This window comes from Parafrankia sp. FMc2 (genome assembly GCF_041008525.1).
Taxonomy (GTDB): domain Bacteria; phylum Actinomycetota; class Actinomycetes; order Frankiales; family Frankiaceae; genus Parafrankia.
In genome coordinates this window covers 1-5,917 of the sequence record NZ_JBFLUG010000247.1, presented here as the reverse complement: position 1 = coordinate 5,917, position 5,917 = coordinate 1, and the positions used below count along the sequence as shown (strand labels likewise).

At 69.6% G+C, this 5,917-nt stretch carries 6 protein-coding genes; all 6 read right to left on the bottom strand.

What is annotated here, in order from left to right; genetic code table 11:
- Window positions 1–118: 118 nt before the first annotated feature.
- Window positions 119–1,285, bottom strand: a complete 1,167-nt coding sequence (locus AB1460_RS35275) for an ATP-grasp domain-containing protein (protein WP_368966738.1) — start codon at window positions 1,283–1,285, stop codon at window positions 119–121.
- The gene (locus AB1460_RS35270) at window positions 1,282–2,556 is read right to left on the bottom strand and encodes an ATP-grasp domain-containing protein (protein WP_368966737.1); all 1,275 of its coding nucleotides are present in this window, start codon (window positions 2,554–2,556) and stop codon (window positions 1,282–1,284) included. The genes AB1460_RS35275 and AB1460_RS35270 overlap by 4 nt, the downstream gene beginning before the upstream one ends.
- Window positions 2,557–2,628: 72 nt before the next feature.
- Entirely contained in the window at window positions 2,629–3,384 is a 756-nt protein-coding gene (locus AB1460_RS35265; protein ID WP_368966736.1) for a hypothetical protein, read from the bottom strand.
- Between the two features lie 46 nt (window positions 3,385–3,430).
- Window positions 3,431–3,703: a 2Fe-2S iron-sulfur cluster-binding protein gene (locus AB1460_RS35260; RefSeq protein ID WP_368966735.1), complete on the bottom strand. Its 273-nt coding sequence runs from the start codon at window positions 3,701–3,703 to the stop codon at window positions 3,431–3,433.
- A 961-nt stretch (window positions 3,704–4,664) separates the two neighbouring features.
- Window positions 4,665–5,510 (bottom strand): YhjD/YihY/BrkB family envelope integrity protein, encoded by an 846-nt coding sequence (locus AB1460_RS35255; RefSeq protein ID WP_368966734.1) that lies wholly within the window; start codon window positions 5,508–5,510, stop codon window positions 4,665–4,667.
- Window positions 5,511–5,597: 87 nt separating this feature from the next.
- On the bottom strand, window positions 5,598–5,917 hold a 320-nt coding region (locus AB1460_RS35250), incomplete at its 5' end, for a response regulator transcription factor (protein WP_368966732.1).

Sequence of the window (5,917 nt, the reverse complement as noted above, 5' to 3'; positions counted from 1 at the left end):
TGCCTCACCAAAGGCGTGCTCTACGACGAGGCCACGCACGTCGCCAACCGCAACCGAGCCCTCGGACGCGCCGCCTGAAACCGTGGTTGACAGAGGGTGTCTCACTGGTGCACCTTCCTCACGCCGGCTCCAGGACAGCCGTCTGCGTGCAGATCTCGGCGAGGGTGTCCCGCAGCTCCTGGGCAGTGCCGCGGACCACCCCGGACAGCGGTGTCGCCGCCGCCGCGTAGCTGATCTCGCCCGCCCTGGCCGCAGGGCGATCGTTGTGCACGTAGGAGACCAGGCGCCCGGCGAAGCGGTTCGGGTCGAAATCGACGCTGGTGCCCTGGGCACGGTGGTGCGCCGGGAAGACGAACCAGCCGTACCAGTGCGCCGAGGGCCGCGTGGGGGGCTCCTCGATGTCTCCGAACAGTTGGTGCGCGAGGTCCACCTGGTAGAGGTTGACGCCGGTGCGCAGCTCGAACGTCTCCGCGACGCCGGCGCCGCCGACCCGGCTCGCCGTCTCCAGGAACAGGAACCGGCCGTCGCCGACCCGGATCAGCTCGAAGTGGAAGGCGCCGTCGCGCTGGCCGAGCACGGGCAGCGTGCGGCGCAGCAGCGCGAGCGCGCCCGGCTCGTCCGGTGTCTGCGCCGAACCCAGCGGGCTGCCGTGGGCGAAGTTCAGGCAGTCCCCGACGTAGACGCTGCTCGTCACCGTGCGGACGGCGCCGCGGCGCAGGTAGCCGTCGAGGTGCCAGATCTCGCCGGGCACGAACTCCTCGACGAACACGTCGGACGCCGCCCCGCGCCCGGCGAGCCGGTCGAGGATCTGCCGGGCATCGCCGGTCTCGATGCCGGTGCTGGACGCCTCCAGGCGAGGCTTGATCAGATACGTACCGGTGGCGGGCGGGTCGCGGCGGAAGTCCGCGACGCTCCAGAACGCCGGCTGAGGGATACCGGCGTCCGCGGCGCGGGTGCGCATCAGCCACTTGTCCCGCAGCGGCGCGATGTCGGCCGGCAGGTCGCCGGGGATGCCGAACCTCGCGCGCAGGTGCGCCGCCGGCAGCAGGTCGTACTCGGAGCGGGCGATCAGCCGATCGGCCGTGCCCAGCCAGTCGGCGTGCTGTGCGGCCAGCGCGTCGACGTCCGCGGTCGGTGTGGTCAGGATCCGCCGGCCCGCACCGGCCGGCAGACCGTCGGTCGTGCCGGTCGAGCTGAGGTAGCGCACGACGTGGCGGCCGTGGTCGACGGCCAGGTCGTAGCGGATCTTCGCGAACGGGATGCGATGCAGGATGACGATGTTCATGGTCGGTAGCCGATCTCCAGATAGGACTCCGTCTCGACGACGAAGTCGGCCGGCAGGTCGGGGCCGAGCGCGGTGACGTCCCACAGCGCCTGGCCGACGAAGATCTCCCGATCGACGTGCGGCAGCGTGTCGCCCTCGTGGACGAAGACCTTGTCCTCCAGGACCTCGATCCGGCCCGGCCGCCGGCTCAGCCGTGTGACGTGGCGCCCCGGCTCGCCGAAGAACACCCGGAAGAAGGTTCTGCGCACACCGTCGCTCGGCGGCTCGGCGGCCGGTAGCTGGCTGTCGTCTCCCAGCAGCAGGTCGATCCACCGGCCCAGCAGGTCCACACCGCTGTGGAGCCGCGTGCTGGGGACGATGTAGGCACCGCCGATCCGCGGATTGACCTCGACGATCTCCCAGGCGCCCCCGCTGGTGTACCGGGCCTCGGCGTGGTGCACGCCGGTGTCCACACCCAGCGCCTTCAGCGCGAGCGTGACCTGGTCGACGCCATGCCCGACCACCGCGGCGTCAAGCGAGACGGGTGGGCAGACACAGGCGTTCTCGAGCACCGTCCGCCCGGACTCGCGCAGGTCGACCTTCTCGTGCACCGCGTGCACGCTCACCGAGCCGTGCTCGACGCTGACCTCGAAGCTGCACTCCACGCCGTCGATGAACTCCTCGATGAGGAACGACGGGGTGCCCTCGAAGGCACCGGCATAGGCGACGTCGCGCGCCGCGCGTTCCCAGAGCCTCTCCAGCTCGGCGGCGGCCCCGAGCCGGTCCGCGCGCAGCGCGCCCAGCGAGGCGAACCCGGTGCGCGGCTTGACGAAGTACCGGGACGGGTCGGTCAGGGCCGCGTAGCGCTCGGCGTCGAACGGCCAGGCCGCCACCTGCGACAGGCCGTGCTCGCGCAGCCGCTCGCGCATCCTCAGCTTGTCCCGCAGCCCGCGGACGGTCCGTTCGGTCAGGTCGCCGACGCCGAGCGACCGGTTCGCGGACGCCATCAGCTCCCGATAGGCATCCCAGACGGTGATACAGCCCAGCAGCCGGACGCCGGACGCCGACAGCCGCGCGAGCACGGCGTCGACGTCGGCGGGCCGCAGGGCGTGGCCGTCGGTGACGTGCAACGCCGCGACCCGCGAGCGCCAGGCCGGCGTCCCGGCATCCTGCGCGGGACGCGACGACAGGACGTAGGGGGTGATCCCACGCTGGCGCAGGGCATCGACCAGCGGTGGCACCATGGTTTTGAGCTGGTGCGCGAGAATGAGAAATCCAGGATTCCCAGCCATGTCGATATTCCGTTCTCAAGGACCGGGCCGGGTCGGCGGCATGCGTGGTGGGCCGCCACCGACCCGGCGGGATCAGGCCGACTGCAGCTCGGTGGTGCCGAAACGCTCGTACATGTCCACGAAGAACTGCCTGAGCAGCTCCTGGATCTCGTCGAAGTACCGCTTGATGTCGACGATGTCCTGCTCGCTCTCAACGAAGAGACTGAGGATGTTCCACATGTCCTGGGTGTGGTCCTCGACGAGATCCGTGTTCAGGTGCGCGGCCTGACCGACGATCATGTCCTTACCCAGCGACGTGGACATGGCCCTGATCTGCTTCGGGGTGATCTTCTGTGTGGTGTACTCCACCAGATAGCTGTAGCAGATCACGCCGAGCACCTTTTCGTGTTCCGCGACAAAATACAGGTAGCCGGCCAGCAGACGGGTGTGGAGATTCGGCTCGGTCGCGAAGATGTCCTGGGCCGACAGACCCACCTTCTCTGCGTCCTTCATGAACAGGACGTCGTGCAGCATCTCCTCGTCCTGATAGGCGGCGTAGAGCTTGGCCGCCTCGGCGTTGACGCGGGTGATCTTGTGGAGTGCGTAGGATTGCACGGTGCGCATCAACCGGATACGCCAGGCGTGCTCGATCAGGGTCTGCCGGTAGTACTGCAGGTGGATCTCGGTGCCCTCGAGGTGCCGGGCGAACGGCACGGTCGCGTTCCACTCCTCGATCTTTGCGTCCAGGAAGGTGTCGATATCCTGCTTGGCCCGGGCGCTGTCGCTGGAGGAGAGGAACGGCTTGCGGCGCAGCAGGGCGCTGTGGGTGAGGCGGTTCGAGGTCTGCATGCCAGTTACTCCCGTGCTGGTAGATGCTGGTTTCGGGGAATCGTGCTCAGTTGACTTCGTCCAGGACGGCGTCGCCGTACGCCCGGCTCTGACAGGCCAGGCGCATCGCCGTGCTGTCCTCGCCGAGGAGCTCGAAGAGCCGCTCCTCCCGCGCGGTTCGCGGCGACAGGTTCTCCCCACCGCTCACGATCCGCACGACGCAGATCCCGCACCTGCCGGATCTGCAGCCGAACGTGATGATGTCGTCCATCTCGGTCAGTTCGACGGAACCATCGAATTCGACCGTTTCGTCGGCGTTGACAAATTTCAGACTTGGCATTCGGCACCTCCATGCCGGCCTGTCGGACGGGCACCCGACCGGCCAGGCGCAGAACCGTCGTCGACGTTGTTCTCAGCTCCCCGCACAGTGACTCCTTCAGCGCTCTGGCCCGGCACTCCCACACAGGGGAGATCCGGCGCCCTCTCCTCGGACAGTTCCGGTGGTTGCACGGTCTTCTGGATCGATCACACCTGCTCCGGCATCCGGAAATGCAGCCCTGGATATCCCGCGCAAGGAACATCGATACCGCTTCGCAATCCTCTTCGGGGAGCGGCGAGGAATGCGTCGGAACCGTGGCCACGCCACCGGCCAACAGGTTTCCGCAACCGCCTGTCGGCTGACCGGGGTAGCGGCGACCGCCTGCGCCACAGCCATCCGGTTGCCGTCTGATGACGGGACTACGTGAATGACCTTACGCGCCACCCCGAGAACGGCCGCCTGACACGGCTTAACACGTCTGTCGAGGAGCCGACATGTCAGTCCGGAGCGGATCCACGCCCGGCGAGTGCACAGACCTGACAAGAGCAGGAACGCCGCTTTCGGCGTTTCTCTGTCTCTTTGGCATCTTTCTCGGGCCGGATCGCCGGCCGCCGGGGACACCCGCGGTCATCGCGCTTCTGGTCGGCGCACGCCACCTCAGTCCTGCCCGGTGGGCCCGCAGGGGTGGTTCGTTCGGCGCGAGGTCTCGCGACGCTCCCTCCTCTGCACCGGGTGCTGAGGCACGTGGCGCCGTCCGCTGTGTGTCTGCCACACAGGGCATTCGTGCCGGATCGCCCGATGGATCGGTTCGATCCGGGGAAACTTCCGGGCGCTCTGGACCGTGCTGCCACGCTGCCCTGTGGCGCCATGCCCCTGCGCCGCCCTGCCCCTGCACCGGCCTGCCCCTGCGTCTCCCGCTGCCGCTTCGTCCTGGGTGGTGGTTGTCTGAGGAGAACCACAGGCGACGAGCGGGGCACCGTGCTCATCGAACCCGGCCGGTGGCGCGTCGGCGCAGGCGCGCCGACGCACTGTCGTTCTTGCCGAGTCGCAGCGCGAGCCCGTACCCGACCAGGACGACGAGGTGGAGCAGGAAAAGCCAGAAGCCGACCGCGACGGCGGCGCCCACCGGGTAGAAACCACCGAACGGCAGACCCAGATCCAGGGTGAACGACAGGAAGAGCACGAAACCCTGCACGAACCCCGCGACGAAGGACCCAGCCGTTCCCGCCGCGCACAACGTCGCCAGCCAGGACGGCCGGCCGGGGCCGACCACCCGGTAGACGAAGGTCAGGGTCGCGGCCAGTACCAGCCAGTCGACCGCGAACGCGACGACCACACCGAGAGCCGCCGACAGGCCGCTGTCGGCGAACAGGCGCGCCAGCACCGGCGTCACGAGCAGCACCGGAAGCAGCAGCACCGGCGCGGCGGCGAGAAGCGGCAGCACGCTGAGGCGGCCGCGCCATCCGACCAGATCCTCACGCTGTCCGGCGAGCCGGACGAACGCCCGGCGCAGCCCTTCGCCGTAGAACGTGGCCGGAACCGCCGCGCCCGCCACGACCAGCGGCGACATCGTCGTCGCGGCCTGGAAGGCGGTGTCGACGACCGCGGGGGCGCCCAGACCGATGGGCAGGGCCTCCGCCAGCGAGCTGCCGAGCTCGTGGGTGCGCGCCTCGCCGAGCAGCAGGCCGATCAGGCTGATCGCGACCAGTACGCCCGGCACCAGCGCGATCGCGGCGTAGTAGGTGACTCCGGCGGACATCAGCGCGAGATCGTGGCCGCGCAGGCCGTCGACGACATCCCGACCCAGCGCCACTACCTGCCGGGCCACTCCTGCCGGGGCACCTTCCATACCGACAGCGTCTCCGGCCCAGCCCCGCACCGCACCCTCCGATGCCGGATTACCGGCGGCCCGGACTCAGAGCAGGTCGTGGTCACGGGCGTAGATGGCAGCCTGAGTACGGTCGCGCAGACCGAGCCGGTCGAGGATGCGGGAGATGTGGTTCTTCACGGTCCCCTCGCTCAGGTGGAGCCGGGCGGCGATCTCCCGGTTGTTCAGCCCGGCCGCGACCTGGCGCAGGACGTCGATCTCCCGTGCGGTAAGACCGGCGGCCGTGGGCCTGGCGACCGCCCAGCCAGCCGGGGGCGGTGTAGCGGCTGGCGGAGCCGCCGCCGGCAGTGCCGCGGCGGGCGGGGCCGAGGCGGGCCGGGCCGTGGGCGCGTCGGTGGGGATGGGGG

Coding starts and splice junctions, on each gene's coding strand:
- AB1460_RS35275 (WP_368966738.1), bottom strand. CDS start 1,285: ATGAACATCGTCATCCTGCATCGCATCCCGTTCGCGAAGATCCGCTAC.
- AB1460_RS35270 (WP_368966737.1), bottom strand. CDS start 2,556: ATGGCTGGGAATCCTGGATTTCTCATTCTCGCGCACCAGCTCAAAACC.
- AB1460_RS35265 (WP_368966736.1), bottom strand. CDS start 3,384: ATGCAGACCTCGAACCGCCTCACCCACAGCGCCCTGCTGCGCCGCAAG.
- AB1460_RS35260 (WP_368966735.1), bottom strand. CDS start 3,703: ATGCCAAGTCTGAAATTTGTCAACGCCGACGAAACGGTCGAATTCGAT.